The organism is Bradyrhizobium sp. HKCCYLRH1034, from assembly GCF_051168375.1.
Classification (GTDB): domain Bacteria; phylum Pseudomonadota; class Alphaproteobacteria; order Rhizobiales; family Xanthobacteraceae; genus Bradyrhizobium.
In genome coordinates this window covers 273,083-288,237 of record NZ_JBNPUW010000010.1, presented here as the reverse complement: position 1 = coordinate 288,237, position 15,155 = coordinate 273,083, and the positions used below count along the sequence as shown (strand labels likewise).

Annotated in this window: 14 protein-coding genes; 8 read left to right on the top strand and 6 right to left on the bottom strand. The window is 63.8% G+C overall.

Annotation, left to right across the window (positions count from 1 at the left end):
* Positions 1-330: 330 nt before the first annotated feature.
* Entirely contained in the window at positions 331-750 is a 420-nt protein-coding gene (locus ACQR0W_RS24145) for a DOPA 4,5-dioxygenase family protein (protein WP_315717378.1), read from the top strand.
* Positions 751-812: 62 nt separating this feature from the next.
* On the opposite strand, the gene ACQR0W_RS24140 is transcribed toward ACQR0W_RS24145, so the two are convergent.
* From ACQR0W_RS24140 to ACQR0W_RS24125, 4 genes are all read right to left on the bottom strand, one after another.
* The gene (locus ACQR0W_RS24140) at positions 813-1,703 is read right to left on the bottom strand and encodes an alpha/beta hydrolase family esterase (protein ID WP_315717379.1); all 891 of its coding nucleotides are present in this window, start codon (positions 1,701-1,703) and stop codon (positions 813-815) included.
* Positions 1,703-2,584 carry a sterol desaturase family protein gene (locus ACQR0W_RS24135; protein ID WP_316170945.1) on the bottom strand — a complete coding sequence of 294 codons (882 nt, stop codon included), beginning with the start codon at positions 2,582-2,584 and terminating at the stop codon, positions 1,703-1,705. The genes ACQR0W_RS24140 and ACQR0W_RS24135 overlap by 1 nt, the downstream gene beginning before the upstream one ends.
* Before the next feature lie 113 nt (positions 2,585-2,697).
* Positions 2,698-3,000 (bottom strand): hypothetical protein, encoded by a 303-nt coding sequence (locus ACQR0W_RS24130; protein WP_316170944.1) that lies wholly within the window; start codon positions 2,998-3,000, stop codon positions 2,698-2,700.
* 221 nt (positions 3,001-3,221) lie between these two features.
* Complete coding sequence (locus ACQR0W_RS24125; protein WP_315717382.1) at positions 3,222-4,331, bottom strand: polysaccharide biosynthesis/export family protein; 1,110 nt, start codon at positions 4,329-4,331, stop codon at positions 3,222-3,224.
* Between the two features lie 723 nt (positions 4,332-5,054).
* On the opposite strand from ACQR0W_RS24125, the gene ACQR0W_RS24120 reads away from it, so the two are divergent.
* The 3 genes from ACQR0W_RS24120 (at position 5,055) to ACQR0W_RS24110 (ending at position 7,554) form a co-directional block, all read left to right on the top strand.
* Positions 5,055-5,324, top strand: a complete 270-nt coding sequence (locus ACQR0W_RS24120) for a hypothetical protein (RefSeq protein WP_409977967.1) — start codon at positions 5,055-5,057, stop codon at positions 5,322-5,324.
* A 442-nt stretch (positions 5,325-5,766) separates the two neighbouring features.
* Positions 5,767-6,174: a hypothetical protein gene (locus ACQR0W_RS24115; protein ID WP_315717384.1), complete on the top strand. Its 408-nt coding sequence runs from the start codon at positions 5,767-5,769 to the stop codon at positions 6,172-6,174.
* Positions 6,175-7,170: 996 nt separating this feature from the next.
* Positions 7,171-7,554 carry an H-NS histone family protein gene (locus ACQR0W_RS24110; protein WP_316170943.1) on the top strand — a complete coding sequence of 128 codons (384 nt, stop codon included), beginning with the start codon at positions 7,171-7,173 and terminating at the stop codon, positions 7,552-7,554.
* 207 nt (positions 7,555-7,761) lie between these two features.
* On the opposite strand, the gene ACQR0W_RS24105 is transcribed toward ACQR0W_RS24110, so the two are convergent.
* On the bottom strand, positions 7,762-9,234 hold the full coding sequence (locus tag ACQR0W_RS24105; protein ID WP_315752488.1) for an undecaprenyl-phosphate glucose phosphotransferase: 1,473 nt from the start codon (positions 9,232-9,234) through the stop codon (positions 7,762-7,764).
* A 504-nt stretch (positions 9,235-9,738) separates the two neighbouring features.
* Here ACQR0W_RS24105 and ACQR0W_RS24100 point away from each other — a divergent pair.
* The gene (locus ACQR0W_RS24100) at positions 9,739-10,536 is read left to right on the top strand and encodes a glucose-1-phosphate cytidylyltransferase (protein ID WP_315717387.1); all 798 of its coding nucleotides are present in this window, start codon (positions 9,739-9,741) and stop codon (positions 10,534-10,536) included.
* Complete coding sequence (locus ACQR0W_RS24095; RefSeq protein ID WP_315717389.1) at positions 10,533-11,186, top strand: PIG-L deacetylase family protein; 654 nt, start codon at positions 10,533-10,535, stop codon at positions 11,184-11,186. Before ACQR0W_RS24100 ends, ACQR0W_RS24095 begins: the two co-directional genes overlap by 4 nt.
* 97 nt (positions 11,187-11,283) lie before the next feature.
* On the opposite strand, the gene ACQR0W_RS24090 is transcribed toward ACQR0W_RS24095, so the two are convergent.
* Positions 11,284-12,384, bottom strand: a complete 1,101-nt coding sequence (locus ACQR0W_RS24090; protein WP_315717390.1) for a hypothetical protein — start codon at positions 12,382-12,384, stop codon at positions 11,284-11,286.
* Positions 12,385-12,761: 377 nt separating this feature from the next.
* Here ACQR0W_RS24090 and ACQR0W_RS24085 point away from each other — a divergent pair, with 377 nt between their 5' ends.
* Entirely contained in the window at positions 12,762-13,799 is a 1,038-nt protein-coding gene (locus ACQR0W_RS24085) for an NAD-dependent epimerase/dehydratase family protein (protein ID WP_315717391.1), read from the top strand.
* 57 nt (positions 13,800-13,856) lie between these two features.
* Positions 13,857-15,119, top strand: coding sequence for a class I SAM-dependent methyltransferase (locus ACQR0W_RS24080; protein ID WP_315752492.1), 1,263 nt, complete (start codon positions 13,857-13,859; stop codon positions 15,117-15,119).
* Positions 15,120-15,155: the final 36 nt, after the last annotated feature.

The following is a 15,155-nucleotide window of genomic DNA, read 5'->3' as shown; positions in this document are numbered from 1 at the left end:
CCAATGGTACTATGGCTCAAGCCCTGGGAGAGTAGGTCGCTGCCAGGCCTGCAAAGGACATCCCCTCTTCACAACCCAAAACAACAACGCCGCGCTGAAACCTCAGCGCGGCGTTGTCGTTTGTCCTGATGCGGTCGTTCGCGCGGCGACATGCTGCCGGGGTCGAAGCTCGAGCCCCGCCGAGATCTCGAGGCCAGCGTCCGCCGGCGATGACTCGCGGCGCGACCGAGGGCAGGCTGCGATGCTAGGATGACCACGCCGCATCGGTTCGCCTGTGCGGCCAACGTGATTGAATTGATCGAACGCGGTTGAATCGATCGAGAGGCGCGGATGGAAACGACCTCGGCAGCGCAGCCGCATCGCCTGAGCGCAATTGCGAGCTTTCATGCCCACATCTATTTCGATGATGCCACTCGAGCCGAAGCGGCACAGCTGCGGCAGTGGATGGCCGACCGCTTCCTCGTGACGCTCGGGCGTTGGCATGACGCGCTGGTCGGGCCTCACGAGCGGCCGATGTATCAAGTTGCCTTCGCGGTCGACGTGTTTCCAGCGCTGGTGCCATGGCTGATGCTCAATCATGGCCGCCTCAGCGTGCTCGTGCATCCGAATACGACGGAGCCGTTGGCCGATCACACCGCGCACGCGTTGTGGATCGGACCGCCGCTCGGCATCCGCGGTGAGAATCTTCCTTCGCACGGCGAGGCAGAGCTGCCGCGCGAACCGAACACCACGCCGACGATCGCCGCCTGAGCTCGCGTGCCCACTGGTGACCGCTCCGTCTCGGCACGCTCGGAGCCTTCAGACTTGCCGGACTACAGCGTGCGCGCGAGATCGAACGCGCGGAGAATGACCTCGGCGGCATCGATGTCGAAATTGCTCGGGCCGAGCAGGCGCGGCGCCAGCGGGCGGCGGCCGGGCAGGGCATGTCCGCCACCTTCGACGCGATACAGCGACACGCCGCCGATCACCTGACAATCGCGCCAGCTGAGTTGCGTGACGGAGGTGTCGCCGGCGAGATCCCGATGCGGCAGCGCCACGGCCTGGCGTGCGCTGCAACCGTCGCGCCGCGCAAAGAACTCCGCCGTCTTTTCAGCGCTCCACACCCGGCCGCGCCCGCCGCGCAGCCCGACCTCGCCGCCGCGATAGGGCACCATGGGATCAGCCGTGCCGTTGATCATCACCACCGGCACCGGCCGCGCGGTGCAGGGCTCGATGCCTTCAGGCATGTTGGCGATCACCGTGCCGATGCCGGCAAACAGCTCCGGCGCCTTGCAGGCCAGGGTGAAGCTCATCATGCCGCCATTCGAGATGCCGGCGAGATAGATGCGCCGGGAATCGGCCGTGCCGTCGGCGACGAGCTGCCGGACCAAGTTGCGGATGAAGCCGACATCATCGGGACCGCCGGAGCGGCCGTCGCGGCCGTCATTCCATTGCCGGTCGACGCCGTCGGGAAAGACCGCGGCGAAGCCATGGGCTCTCGCGGCTTCGGCAAAGCCTGTCGTGCGGGCGGTGCCGGCGCCGCTGCCGAGCGCGCCATGGAGCACGATCACGGTCGGCTGTGGCGTCCTGCCCGTGGTCATCACCAGCGCATGACGCGGGCCGTCGCTTGTATCGAGGATGATGCCGCGCTCGGCGGCGAGCGCCGTGGTCGACACGAGCAGAGCGGCCGCCATGGCAGCCATGAACGATCGGCGATGTGACATCATGAGCATCCTTCTCGGCTGGCGGGGGACTCCCCGCGGTGGAGATTCTCTCCGGGCGCAGCGGTCAGCACGCGCAGCCGCATCGTCCAACTCCGGGCTGCCGCGAGATCGCGGGCGATCGCAATCCATTCGCCAAATGCGATCCGCAACGGATTGACACTCGGTTCAACGCCGATGAGGCCATAGCGCAAGGTCTCGCCGGCCGGGGCCTCGGCGAAACTACCGAACAGCCGGTCGAAAATGATGAGCATGCCGCCATAATTGCGATCGAGACAGGACGCGTTGGCCGCGTGGTGAACGCGGTGATGTCGTGGCGTGTTCAGCACATATTCGAGCGGACCGAGATGCGGTGCGAGCTCGGTATGGATGAAGAATTGGTAGAGCAGATTGACGCCGAGCATGGCGATGATCGCGAGCGGATGGAAGCCGAGCAGCGCCAGCGGCAGATAGAACAGAAAATGTCCGGAGATCTCGCTTGTCCAGCCGAGACGAATGGCCGCCGTCAGGTTCAGATGCGTCGAAGAGTGATGCACGGCATGCGTGGCCCACAGCCAGCGAACCCGATGCGAGGCGCGATGGTGCCAATAATAGACGAACTCACTGGCGAGAAACAAGGCGAGCAGGGCCAGCGGCCGGCTGGGATCGAAATCGAACATCCTGTGGCGATAGGCGATGAAGAAGGGAACGGCCGCGACGAGCGCGACCATTGCGCGGATGAGGTGCTGTCCGATCGCGATCGTGAACGAGACCGCGGTCTCACGCAGGTCGTGAGTCTCGCGGCCGGCGAGCCGGCCGAGCCCATATTCCAGCGTCATGAAGCCGACTGCCGTCAACAGCACGATCATGCGCGTCGACGGGGAGAGGGGCGAGAGGATGGGCATGGCGCGTATCCGGTGTGATCGGATGGAGACGGCGCGCGGGTCCGCTCCGGAACAGCAAGCGGACCGGCGGTGTCAATGCTTCCGGAGGGCCGCGCCGCCAGCGCGGCGTCCGCTCAGCGCGTGACGGTGCGGCTGTAGCTGTAGGAATTGCCGCGCGGTCCCGTGCCCTGGCCCTGCCGGGTGCAGCTGCCGTCGCTGCAGCTCGCGGAGCCAGAGCGCGACCAGCTGCGGCCGGCGGGACCTGTGCCGCCACCCTGCCAGGCGCAGGCACCCCCGGAGCAACTGCCGGAGCCGCCAAATGAGGTGGTGCCGCGCGGTCCGGTGACCGAGCCGCTGCGGGTCCAGGCATTCGCGTCGGCCGCGGCTGCCGCCGAAAGGACTGCCACGAGCAGAAATGTCGCGATGGATGTCTTCACGTCAGTCTCCCAATTCGTTCGCGCGGGCGATCGCGTCGCCTGCAGAGGGATACTGCGCGTTCGATGTCGCGGCCGGATGCAGCGCCGGTGTCGTTTGGTCGCGGCGATTGGCTGGATTGTCACGGCTTGTCACACGACGGCCGTCCGATGCCGCAACCTTGAGCGGGGCGGACTCCGGCCCGCCGCTCCCGTTCAGGCCGCTACCGGCCCGCCGTTGCGCTTCACCACCGGGTCTTCGTCGCCGTGTTGACGTTGATCACCGCGGTGGCCGTGTTGGACGTCGTCGTTGCCGTGTTGTTGATCAGGGTCAGAAGCTTGTAGTAGTCGACCACCTTGGCATTGGCGACGTACATCACGTCCTTGCTGCGCATCTGGAAGCCCGAAGCCAGCAGCATGCCGGAGGGATCGCGCAGGTTGACGTGGTAGATGGTCGGAATGCGGTCGTAGATGAAGCGGCTGGTATCGATGCCGAGCTTCTGCAGTAGCGGGCGCTCCTCGTAGCGATAGAGGAAGACCTCGGCGGGATCCGATTGCTGGTCGTTCAGGCCGCCCGCCTTGCCGATCGCCTGGGCCAGCGTCAGCGTCTCCGTATCGAACGCAATCTCGGAATTGAAGCCGAAGACGTTCTGGTTGAGGGCGCCGAGGGCCGTAAACGTCGGGGATTCCCGCGTGATGTAGATGACGTCGTTCGGGCGGATGAAGATGTTCTCGCGCGGATCCTGCACCACGCGGCTGAGCAGCACGCGCACGCGCTTGCCGTCCCGCTGCAGGGTCACGTAGCTTTCGATCGCCTCGTGCCTCGGGCCGCCCGCACGCGCGATCACCGCCAGCAGGCGTTCACCCACGCTGTTGAGGGCCAGCACGCCCGGCGTGTTGACGTCGCCGAGCACGCTGACCACGCTGGAATGCTGCTGGTTCAGGCTGACCACGACCTGCGGCTCGAGGGCGCGCTTCTGCAGCCGGAGGACGATCTCCTGCTCGATCTGCGGCAGCGTCCGGCCGGCGGCGGCGATCTCGCCCGCATAGGGAACGCGGATATTGCCTTGCTGGTCCACCGCCTGCGCCGGCAGATCCACGAAGTTGCCAGGTCGGGCGCCGGCGGCCGTGGCCGGCGTGAACAGCCCGCCTGGGGCGGCTTCGAAAATGGACACGTTCAGCACGTCACCGATGCCGGCGAGCTGCACCGGCTTCGGCCGCTTGTCGGGAAACACGCCCTGGAACGTGACCATGTTGGGCTGCGACAGGAAGCCGATCGTCTCGGGGCTGACGTCGACCAGCGCATAGGGGAGCGCCGTATTCGACCGCACGCTGGCCGTGGCATTGTCGCTCACTGCGTCGCTGGTCGGCCCCGTCCCGGGAAGCAGGGAGCAGGCTGGCAGAAGCGCCAGGATCGCCAGAGTCAAGAGCGCGCGCGAGCCACGGCGAAGGCCACGAAAGCCCTTCGGGCCCGCTGCGCTCTTGCGCACAGCAGCCCCGCCACCGGTCGACCCGGGCGGCTTGATCAAGGCTTTCAAACGCTTCCCCAAATACAGCAAAAATACGTTCCCCACGCTGCTCCCTCACCAAGAAGGGAGAACGTCCCACTTGTTTCAACCTACCCGGCAGCCATACCGGACGAAAGCGCACCGCCATTCCGGTTGGTCCGCTTTTGCCCGGCCGTGCCAATTAGGCCACAGTCTGACATTACCATATTACCACTCAAGGCTGTCAACGCCGCCAGGAGGGTCCCACGGTGAAGGGATGATCCATTCGACCTAACAGAACCCGAGCAATTTTAAGCACAAAGCCGTTGCGCAACGGTTAGCCTGAGTCGCTTCGCTCGAGCAGGCGCGACGACATCGCAGTCCGCGCAGCGCGTCGGTGAGCCGAGGCAGCCGGACAGCCGAGGGAGGCGAACCCGCGCCGCCCAGGCGCCTCTGTAATCGGCGAGATTCGAAGGCCGTGCGGGCGGCGGGACCGCATGCGGGCGGCCGGTTGTCCTAGGCCGCCGATCAAGTCTATGCTGCTGCGCCAGCCTTTGAGGCTGTTTGCAACGGAGCACGCAATTGTCGAACGTGATCAGGATCGCCGCAGGCGCTTTCGCGATCGCCCTCACGGGCCTATCCGATCCCGCGTCGGCGCGCGGCCTCTATCCGCTGACGGAGTGCGGGCCGGATCTCAGCCGACTCTGCCGGCTGCACGGGGCATTCGAGGCCACTCCGTTTCATTACAATCTCGCGATTCATCCCGGATGCATTCGGCGCGTCGCCGTCGAGACGCCCCGGGGCGTGCTGTACCGCCGCGCGCTGGTGTGCGGGGCGCCGGCGCGGCCCATGTTGTGGTAACCTGGGCCCCTTCCTCGACGTCTCCGAACGGCGCTGGACGCTCCGCTCTATCGAGTCATGGTCAAGCTCGGCGCAAGATGGCGGCCGCGATGGCCGATAAGGGCGGTGCTCGGCCGGTCCAGCCGCGTTCGGGGAGCGTCGATCATCGCGCAGACGATTAAATGGGCAGCTCCGCACCGTATTCTTACGTAATCTAGAATTAAATTAATTGTGTAGAGACGATTCTGCACGGTCGGAGACATAAAAGGGTAGACTGAACAAACTAAAGCTTCAATTGTACCGGACGAAAGGTACTTAAAAATACCTTTCTGGCAATGCGGTAGCATTTTACTGCAAACCGCAGCGAGCGCTAGAAGTATTTAATGTCTTGCTGTCAAATGGTAAATTAACTTGTCGCGAGTGGTTAATTTAATGCCGAAAATCGAATTCGTGCATCGTTGCGATGACGGTTCGGCGGCATTCGGCGAAGAAGCCCTCGAAACTCGCCAACGAGTGGGGTCCGTCCTTGTGTGACGAGCTTGGTGCCGCGTTGATTGAGGATATTGAGATGGGTGGCGGCGGTAGCGCTTTGAAGGCCGTCCTGAAATCGCTGAATAAAATACGCCTTGCCAAATTACGTTTCGGCCGGCCAACGTCGGGCCGTTCGCAGCAATCCGCGCTGCGGTCGCAGATCGAGCTTTGTGATGCCTTGCTCGATGAGATCCAATCCATCAGCAGCAGCCTCGGCAAACGCGCGAAGAAGTCCACGGCTTCCAGGCGTCGCCCGATGGCCACGCGGCACGGCCGCGGGACGGCGCACTTGATTCCGCCCCGGCCGGCGGTGCCGGGTCGAACCAGGCAGCAGAAATAATCGCATCGGAATTTGATCGCCGCGCCGGCCGGCCGTCATGGCCGCGCCGGTTGCCGGCGCGAGGCGACAGCCGCTCGGCATTGACCCCTGATGACGCATCAGGTCGCCCAGTGCGGCTGTCGGTGGCGCTCGACGGCCGGATGTCATCTGGACGTTCTTCAGCCGTCGTGTCCCGCAAGACGGCGCTCCGAGACGGGCCGGAAACCATATCGCGGCGAACCATGCGATGCTGCCGCTTCACCTGGCGCACGGGCCTCTGACGTAGCCCCCACGAGCGATGACTTTGGACAACGGGTGCCGGGATCGGCCGCCGGGTGTCCGCAGCCGTCCTCAACCTCACGGCCGATCGCAGCGGCAGTTAGTTCCGCTGCCGATGGTGTACCCGTCTGACGCCGCGCGCCCCCCGGATGCTGTCGGCGCGACGTGAGCGAGTCTGATTCGCGCGAACGCTCCTGAAGGGTTCAATATTTGGGGAAGGCGTTTGATTCGCCGGAACAATGTCGGCGGCTTTGCGGCATATTCACGATGGCGTGCTCAATTAAACTCGCTCGCGACATTTTGTGCGCATGCAAAAATATCTCGGTCCGGGTTATCAGGGTGCTCGCTCGAATAGGTTGTAAGTCCGCCGCGGCAGCTTTGAAAACCATGGCGTGGGGAGAATATCAGCTATCAAATACGCGCAAGTTCGATCATCGAAACTACGTCACTTTGACGCGGTCTTGCCGTAATATGCTGCGAATTCGTCGCAGAATCGTGTTGATTCGGCGGCTTCTTCCGGCGTGCAGACGAATGCTGCCGCAATCTCGAAGGCGGCGCGACATCGTTTCGGAAACGGGGTTGCAGGTTGCACTTTATTTGAGTTACAACCATTTGGCTTGGCCGGGGTGGTATAACTCAAATATTCAGTTTTTCCGACCACGAGCCACTTGCGGAACGAAATACCGAATTATATGACGTTAATCCGGCAGGATAGAGATCACAGACAAAGGTCGCTGTATGTCCACCAAGAAGATCGATTTCGAGGCGATGTCCTTCGATGACCTCTGGTCTCTCCACGAGCAGATCAGTCAGATCCTCGCCGTGAGGATCACGTCGGAGAAGCGCGAGCTCGAACGTCGACTGGCGGTTCTCAACCGCAGCCGCGGTGCCATCGAAGGTGCCGGCAGCGAGGGTGGGCAGTCCTACACCACGAGCGGCAAGGCGCGGCGCAAATATCCCCGCGTGCTGCCGAAGTATCGCAATCCGCAGACCTCCGAGACTTGGTCCGGCCGAGGCAAGCAGCCGCGTTGGCTGGTGGCGGCGATCAAGACCGGGCATCGGATCGAGGAGTTTGCGATCAATGGGGCTGCCGCTTCGAAAAGTCGCCGTCAGCGCGCCTGATCGAGGTAGCTTCAGTCAGGCCCGTTCCTAGTTTGAGCGACGTGCCGCGTCGATGCGGCGCCTGATTCGCCCTGTCTGCATTGGGGAGCGACATGTGAGCGGTCTGACGCCCATGTTGCGATCCGCCGGCCAAAACCCTGAAATCGGTCCGATCTGCCCGCACGGCTCCGCCGATGGGCTCGCGATCATCATCCGTTGCGAATGCGCCTAATAGGCATTGTTGCCGCGGATCAGCTCGATCGGCGTCCTCAGCAGGATCGCGATGTCGAGCGACAGGCTCCAATTGTCGATGTACCAGAGATCGAATTCGACGCGCTGTTCGATCGACGCACGCGTGGGCGTCGGGCCGCGGCAGCCATGCACCTGCGCCCAGCCGGTCAGTCCGGGCTTGACGCGGCGACGGAACGCGTAGTTGCGCACGAGCTTGTCGAATTCGTTGTCGTGCGCCAATGCGTGGGGGCGGGGACCGACCAGGGACATGCTGCCGTCCAGGACGTTGAGCAGCTGCGGCAGCTCATCGATGCTGGTCCGGCGCAGCCAGGTCCCGAGCCGGGTGAACCGGCTGTCGCCGATCTGGGCCTGGACGATCGAAGGCCCGTCCTCGAGAACGGACATCGTGCGAAACTTGTAGATCTGAAAAGATCGGCCGTTGAATCCACAGCGCTGCTGCCGGAACAGCACTGGCCCGGCCGAGTCGAGCTTGATGGCGATCGCCACCAGCAGCAGCAGCGGCGACATCAATGCCAGCGCGATGCCCGCCAGCATGACATCCATGAGCCGCTTGGTGGCGTGTTCGAGCGGGCTCAGCAGGCCGCGCTGCAGCTCGATGCAGACCGCATTGCCGAGCTCGCGGCACGGCCGCTTGAAGAGGTCCGACGCCGTTCCGAGCGGCACGAAACTCACTGGAAACGGCAGGACTCTCAGCTCGGCGCCGAGCGTGCGCAGGTCGGACAAGGGTTCGGGATTGGCGCCGACGACGATCTCTTCGATGTCGGAGCCGCGCACATAGTCGATCACGCTGGAGACGATCCGCTGTCGCTGATCCGGATCCGCGTCGGGCTCGGGAAGCAGGAAGTGTCGCTGGACGCGAAAGCCGGTGTCGGTGAGCACCTGGGTCAGTCCAGGGTTGTCCTTGCTGGCTTCATCGGTGATCAGAACGATGTTGCGGCCCGAAAACCGTCTCTCCGCCAGCCCCTTTGCCAGCAGATAGGCGGTGGTCCGGCGATGCAGGATCAGCGCCACGAGCCCGAGCATCGCGAATACGATGCTGCTGCCGCGTGAGAATTCGCTCCCGATCTTGAGCGCGAACAGCGCGCCGGCCAACACGAGGAACGCCGTGACCCAGGTCAGGCAGGCCGCGCGGATCTGGCGCGGCAGGATCAGCAGCTCGGCCGGCCGGTACATCCCGCGGATCTTCATCAGCGAGACGAACAGTGCCGACACGAGGATCGCCAGGCCGAGCGATTTACTGACGTCGTTGGCGCCCGCCGCATCCTGCAGGTGATACAGAAACCCGGACAGGACGCTCGACATGGTGATCGTTGCGATGTCCGCCACGATCGCGAAGGGCTCCACCGAGTCGTAGTGGACGGGCCATTTGCGCCCTTGGAATTGCCGTTCCACGAGGACGGTCGGCATTCCGTTTCGGTCGAGAGTCTCGGGCTGATCCACGTAATGCATGGGATGTCGGTGTTCGAAACTCGGTTAAATAGCGGTTAGCCGTCATTATATGTTTTGGTATTTAATTTAAACAGTTAAAAATTGCCATTGGGATTTATTCGCGCCGCCGGATTATCTCCCGATACCGCGGATCATCTCCCGATACCGCGACGAGGCCGATGACACCGGAATGGCGGTTCTTGAAGCGCGGAAACGATGCGGAGCGCGCGCCCTCCAGGCGGTCCCGGCAAATGCCGGTGTGGCGGATTAATGTTCGTGCGGCGGATATTTCAATGCCGGACGCCAAGAACGGCATTTAAAAATAAATATAATTGGATTATTAATCCGGAGCCGGGCGCCCGCGACGCGGGTGACGTCCGCAGCAGACCGAATGCAGGGGAGGTTTTCCTCGCGCAGTCGGGAGGGCGAAACGAGGGCACGGCGAGCCGTCTCCGAGGCCGGCCGGCGAGATTGGAAGATAATGATGCTCATTTCAACGATCGAGAACCCGAAGGACGTCGCGCCATGAAGGTCGTATTGTTCTGTGGAGGACTCGGGACGCGGATCCGGGAATACTCCGACAGCATTCCGAAGCCGATGATCCCGATCGGCCATCAGCCGATCCTCTGGCATGTCATGCAGTATTACAGCCAGTACGGGCACCGGGATTTCGTTCTGTGCCTGGGCTACAAGGCCAATGTGGTGAAGGAGTATTTCCTGAACTACAATCAGGCGTCCACCACCGACTGTACGATCTCGCAGTTCGGCAGGAAGGTCGAGCTGCTGGGCGATCGCCCACCGGATTGGCGGGTCTCGCTGGTGGACACCGGCATCTGGCGCAACATCGGCCAGCGACTGCGGGCCGTCCGGCACATGGTCGAGGGCGAGGAGATCTTTCTCGCCAACTACAGCGACGGCCTGACGGACGCGCCGCTGCCGGAGATGATCGATCGTTTCAAGCGCAGCGGGAAGATCGGCTGCTTCATCGCCATCCATCCGCCGATCAGCTTCCACCTCGCCGAATTCGACGCCGACGGCACCGTGGGCCGCATGGCGGCGAGCAATGATTCCAACATCTGGATCAACGGCGGCTACTTCATCTTCCGCAAGGAGATCTTCGACTATATCGAGGAGGGGGATGAGCTGGTCGTACAGCCGTTCAAGCGGCTGATCGACCGCGGCGAGCTGATGGCCTACCGCTACGAAGGGTTCTGGCGGGCCATGGACACGCTCCGCGACCGCCAGGTGCTCGAGGAGATGATCGAGCGCGGCGACACGCCTTGGCATCTCGGCTCCAGCCTTCCGGCTGTGGTGAACGGATGAGGGCGCTGCAGCTCGCCGGTCGCGGCGACCGGCTGTCGGTCCTGTGCCTCGGTGCGCATTCCGACGACATCGAGATCGGCGCCGGAGGCACGCTGCTGTCCTGGCTCGACCAGGGCATCCGCCTGGATGTTCATTGGTGCGTGCTCAGCGGCAATGGCGAGCGCGGCGTCGAGGCGCGGGCGTCTGCCGACGATTTCCTCGCCGAGGCCGCCGGCCGCAATCTCGAGATCATGCAGTTCCGCGACGGCTTCTTCCCCGAGCAGGGCGAGGAGATCAAGGCCTGGTTCGAGCAGCTCAAGGGCCGCATCAATCCCGACGTCATCCTCGCCCACCGCCGCGACGACGCCCATCAGGACCATCGGCAGGTCAACCGCCTGGTCTGGAACACGTTCCGCGATCATCTCGTCCTGGAGTACGAGATTCCGAAATGGGATGGCGATCTCGGACGGCCCAATGTCTACATGCCCGTCTCCGAGCGGATCATGAAGCGGAAGGTCGCGCTGCTGATGGCGCATTTCGGCAGCCAGCGCTCCAAGCAATGGTTCGACCCGGAAACGTTCATGGGACTGGCGCGACTGCGGGGCATGGAATGCCGCGCCGCCGAGCGCTATGCCGAGGCATTCGTCGCGCGCAAGCTGTCACTGGGGTGAACGGCGGCCGAAGGCGCTCGCCGCGAAGGGCGCATCGATATCCGATCGGCGAGGAGATGATCGGCGCTTGACCGCGATGCGTCGCTGCGCCCGGCGGTCAGCCGGCCGCCCGTCGGGGAAGTTCGACGATCTCCTCTGCCGGCGGGCGCTCGATTGCGGTGGCCGGCACCTTCTCCAGCCAGACCTCGCGCCACCACGCATAGATGCCGCGTGGGCAGAACAACCGGTTCTCGCTGTAGCGCGACTGGCAATAGACGCCGTCGAGGATGACGGCCGGCGTCTTCATCCGCCGGATGTAGCCGGTGCGTTCGTCGATGAACTTCTCGACCCGCGTTCGCACCCGGAACACCTTGCCGCAATAGGGCACCATCTCGGCGTCGAAGCCCATGCCGCGGTTGTTGGTCTGTTTGTCGATGGTGGCCAGGATGTCCTGGTGCGGGCGCACGCGGACAAGATCACCGGGCTGCAGCCCGAGATCGGCGATCGGCGCGTCCTTGTCCGTCAGGAGATCGCCGCGCTTGCGCGGAAACGGTACGCCGCCCCACAGCGACTGGACGCGGTCGTAGATCCAGCGCGCGGGCCGGCCGAGCCGGGGACGACGCGCCATGGTGGCGCCGACATAGGCGAAGTAGAGGAAGCCCCGGAACATCTTCGCGAGCGAGACATTGCCGGACGCGATGTCCTCGGCGTATTGCCGGGCGTCCCACCATTTGAGCGGCTGGGTGTAGGTCGGCAGCTCGGTCGCCTGGCAGGCGTAGCGCGGGCCCTTTCCCGGCTGCTGGTCCGGCGACTTGGTCGCATCCCACACCGCGCGCACCGTGCAGCCGCCGGGCGGCGGAAGGGGAGCCGCGCGATCCGGGCCGGCCGACGCTGGTTTGGCCGGATCGACCGGGGTGAGCCACGCCTCCTTCCAGAAGATCAGGCAGGCCGCCTGGCAGCCGCCATAGGCCTCGCCGTCGCAGCGATGCTCGAGATGCACCGCGTTGGGGAGGCGCCGTCCGAGCCACTCTCCGGTGTTGTATCCGGTGACCGTGTCGCAGGTCTTGTGGGCGCGCTTGTAGACCTGGAAGCGCTGGCCGCACCATTTGAACATCTGCGGCATGAACGGCAACCCTTCGAGGCGCCCGTTGGCATCGAGCGTCGCCAGGATCTCTTCCTTGCTGCGCACTTCGACCCAGTCGCCGGCGGATAGTGTCATGCTCTGTCTTTCAATGCTTCAATCAATGCGTCATCGAGGCGGGCGGGGCATCCCGCGCGGGACGCCTCATTTGCAGGGATCGAATTAAAGCTGCCGAGGTCTGCGATCAACATTTGTTCCTTTTGCGGCATTATTTAATTGAGCGAATTAATTAAATCAAGAGGGGCCTGATGCCGCGCCGGCCGGATGATCGCAACATCAGGCGGGTCGGGGTAAATACACGGGTTTTCCCGGAGTTTTGTGCGCCGTGCCGGAGAAATCGGCGGGCGGCGTCGCTTGCCGACGGATTCACTGGACGCTGGCTAGAATATTAAATTATAATCCACTACAGGATGATTTAAATTCTTGTTTTGGCTTGTGGCATAGAGGGTGCGATTTTGAAGGTACTGATCACCGGAAACATGGGCTATGTGGGTCCGGTCGTCGCGCGGCATCTGCGGGCGCAGCGCCCGGATGCGACGCTGCACGGCTTCGACAACGCCTATTTCGCGCACTGCCTGACCGGAGCGCCGGTTGTTCCGGAGCGATGTCTCGACGAGCAGATCCATGGCGACGTCCGCGACATGTCGCTCGACCTCCGCGGTTATGACGCCGTGGTCCAGTTGGCGGCGATCTCCAACGATCCGATGGGCAATCGCTTCCAGGATGTGACGCTCGACGTCAACCAGAATGCCACCGTATCGCTCGCCAGGAGGGCTGCGGCGGCCGGCGTGAAGAATTTCGTGTTCGCGTCGAGCTGCAGCGTCTACGGCATCGCCGACGGACCGCCGCGCAAGGAGAGCGATCCGCTCAATCCCATCACGGCCTACGCCAAGTCGAAGATCGGATCGGAGCAGGAGCTCGCCGCGATCGACACCGGCATGACCATCACCTGTCTGCGCTTTGCGACGGCCTGCGGCATGTCGGATCGGCTGCGGCTCGACCTCGTCCTCAACGATTTCGTGGCCTGCGCGCTCACCCGTCGCCAGATCAGCGTGCTCTCCGACGGCACCCCGTGGCGTCCTCTGATCGACGTCGCCGACATGGCGCGGGCGATCGACTGGGCCATCGACAGGCCGGCGGCGACGGGCGGCCGTTTCCTCACCGTCAATGCCGGCTCGGACGACCGCAACTACCAGGTCAAGGATCTCGCCAACGCGGTGGCTGCGCGCGTGCCGGGGACCAGCGTGTCGATCAACACCTCCGCGCCGGTGGACAGCCGCTCCTACAAGGTCGATTTCGGCCTGTACCGCTCCCTCGCCCCCGATCATCAGCCGCAGGTCACCCTGGACCAGTCGATCCAGAACCTGGTCGATGGTCTCAAGAGAATGCAGTTCAAGGATGCCGAGTTTCGCTCGTCCGATCTGATCCGTCTCAAGGTCCTGCAGGACCACATGGAGACGGCCAGGATCAACGACAGGTTGCAATGGACGTGATCGCGCCGGGGCGGACGCTTCGCCTCAGCCGGCAAAGACAGTAGTGACGGAGACATCATGGAACTGACCCTTCCCACCGCCGTCGGCGTCGCGCCCAAGTGCCGGCACTGCGGCGACGACCTGACCCTCAAGCTGATCGACCTCGGCGCCTCGCCGGTTGCGAACGACTACATCGATCCGGCCAACTATATGCGCGCGGAGCCGTTCTATCCGCTGGAGACCTTCGTCTGCCGCGAGTGCCGTCTGGCGCAGACACGCGACCTCCTGGCCGCGTCCGAGATCTTCCGCGCCGACTATGCCTATTTCTCCTCGCACTCCACCTCGTGGCTCGAGCACGCGCGGTGCTACGTCGAAGCCATGGCCGATCGCTTCAAGCTCGGTCCGGCCTCGCGGCATGTCGAGATCGCGTCAAATGACGGGTATCTGCTGCAATACTCCCTCCAGAAGGGGATCGACTGCCTCGGCGTCGAACCCTGCGAAAGCGTTGCGCTGGCCGCGCGCGCCAAGGGCATCGAGACCCGGGTCGAGTTCTTCGGCCGCGACTATGCGGCCCGCCTCCGGGAGGAGGGCTGGTCGGCCGATCTCCTCACGGCCAACAACGTGCTCGCACATGTTCCCGACATCAACGACTTCGTCGGCGGCGTCAAAATCCTGCTGGCCCCCGAGGGCGTCGCGACCTTCGAGGTTCAGCACCTGCTGACCTTGATGCAGCGGCATCAGTTCGACACCATCTATCACGAGCATTTCTCCTATCTGTCGCTGATCGCGGGCCTGCGCATCTTCGCCCAAGCGGGCTTGCGGGTGTTCGACGTCGAGCTCCCGGAAACGCATGGCGGCTCGATCCGGTTCTTCGTCTGCCACGCGGGCGCCGCTCATGCGGAGAGCCCGAACGTCGCCGATGTTCTGGCACGAGAGCGGGCCTATGGGCTGCATGACGACGCGATCTACATGGCCTGGAACGAGCAGGTCAAAGAGACGAAGCGGGCGCTGCTCGAGCTGCTGACGGCGCTGAAGCGCGACAACAAGAAGATCGTCGGTTACGGAGCCCCGGCGAAGGGCGTGACGCTGCTCAATTATTGCGGGATCCGCACCGATTTTCTCGACTTCACGGTCGATCGCGCCCCGTCCAAGCAGGGCCGCTACATGCCGGGCGTGCGCATTCCGATCCTGCCGCCGGAAGCGATCTTCGAAGCCAGGCCCGACTACGTCCTGATCCTGCCGTGGAACATCAAGAGCGAGATCAAGGCGCAGATGGCGGCCATTCGCGATTGGGGCGGCCGCTTCATCGTGCCGGTCCCCAAGGCCACCATCGAGGAGTAGAGCAAGGCATTGCCGCACGATTGCGCGAAGAGTTTT

Excerpts from the sequence above, each read along its gene's own strand:
- ACQR0W_RS24145 (WP_315717378.1), top strand. The coding sequence starts at position 331 with ATGGAAACGACCTCGGCAGCGCAGCCGCATCGCCTGAGCGCAATTGCG.
- ACQR0W_RS24140 (WP_315717379.1), bottom strand. The coding sequence starts at position 1,703 with ATGTCACATCGCCGATCGTTCATGGCTGCCATGGCGGCCGCTCTGCTC.
- ACQR0W_RS24135 (WP_316170945.1), bottom strand. The coding sequence starts at position 2,584 with ATGCCCATCCTCTCGCCCCTCTCCCCGTCGACGCGCATGATCGTGCTG.
- ACQR0W_RS24115 (WP_315717384.1), top strand. The coding sequence starts at position 5,767 with ATGACGGTTCGGCGGCATTCGGCGAAGAAGCCCTCGAAACTCGCCAAC.
- ACQR0W_RS24110 (WP_316170943.1), top strand. The coding sequence starts at position 7,171 with ATGTCCACCAAGAAGATCGATTTCGAGGCGATGTCCTTCGATGACCTC.
- ACQR0W_RS24105 (WP_315752488.1), bottom strand. The coding sequence starts at position 9,234 with ATGCATTACGTGGATCAGCCCGAGACTCTCGACCGAAACGGAATGCCG.
- ACQR0W_RS24100 (WP_315717387.1), top strand. The coding sequence starts at position 9,739 with ATGAAGGTCGTATTGTTCTGTGGAGGACTCGGGACGCGGATCCGGGAA.
- ACQR0W_RS24095 (WP_315717389.1), top strand. The coding sequence starts at position 10,533 with ATGAGGGCGCTGCAGCTCGCCGGTCGCGGCGACCGGCTGTCGGTCCTG.
- ACQR0W_RS24090 (WP_315717390.1), bottom strand. The coding sequence starts at position 12,384 with ATGACACTATCCGCCGGCGACTGGGTCGAAGTGCGCAGCAAGGAAGAG.
- ACQR0W_RS24080 (WP_315752492.1), top strand. The coding sequence starts at position 13,857 with ATGGAACTGACCCTTCCCACCGCCGTCGGCGTCGCGCCCAAGTGCCGG.